The organism is Cobetia sp. MC34, assembly GCF_018340035.1.
Taxonomy (GTDB): domain Bacteria; phylum Pseudomonadota; class Gammaproteobacteria; order Pseudomonadales; family Halomonadaceae; genus Cobetia; species Cobetia amphilecti.
On the sequence record NZ_JADPPY010000102.1, the window covers coordinates 1 to 596 of the forward strand.

Consider the following 596-nt stretch of genomic DNA (forward strand, 5'->3'; position numbering starts at 1 on the left):
CCTCATCGATCAGCTGTATGGCGTCCTGGCGATCTGTGGTGCTGATCATTCGTCCTCGTCCCCCCAGATCGCTCGGGCCTTTTTTCGCAATGTCAGTAGTGCGGCGGTTTCCGCCAGCGCGGCCTCCTTGCGGCGGAGCTCGCGCTTGAGTTCCTTGTTCTCCTGGCGCTCCGCCTTGCGTGCCTCACTCTGCTGCTTGGTGGCGGCATCGCTTCGGTCGTTAGCGCCTTCACAGCTCGCACGCCAGCGCTGGACCTGTTCGGGATAGAGGCCACGCTGCCGGCAGTATTCGGCACGCTCAGCCTCGCTGAGGGCCGCTGTCTCCAGAACGGCGTGGAACTTGTCCTGCGAGCTCCAGCCTTCGGGATCATCGCTCTGGTCAGGTAGCAAACGGCCTGCTTGCCGAGCCTTCTTGCGCCAGTTGTACAGTGTCGCAGCGGAGATGCCTTCTTCCTGGGCCACTTCTGCCACCGTGCGGTTGTGCGGCGGGAGCAGCTTCTTGAGGATGGCCTCCCGGCGCTCGTCGGAGTACTTCATCGGAACCTCATCACGCCCCATATGGTTCAGAGTCTAACAGCCGCTGATACTCCAACTAG

Annotated in this window: 1 protein-coding gene; it reads right to left on the bottom strand. The window is 62.2% G+C overall.

Features of this window, described 5'->3' with window-relative positions; all coding sequences use genetic code 11:
* Positions 1–45: 45 nt before the first annotated feature.
* Positions 46–537 (bottom strand): transposase, encoded by a 492-nt coding sequence (locus IZU87_RS17330; protein WP_213115374.1) that lies wholly within the window; start codon positions 535–537, stop codon positions 46–48.
* Positions 538–596: the final 59 nt, after the last annotated feature.

What these genes read in the sequence shown, in the direction of transcription:
- IZU87_RS17330 (WP_213115374.1), bottom strand. Translation starts at nt 537, where the DNA reads ATGAAGTACTCCGACGAGCGCCGGGAGGCCATCCTCAAGAAGCTGCTC.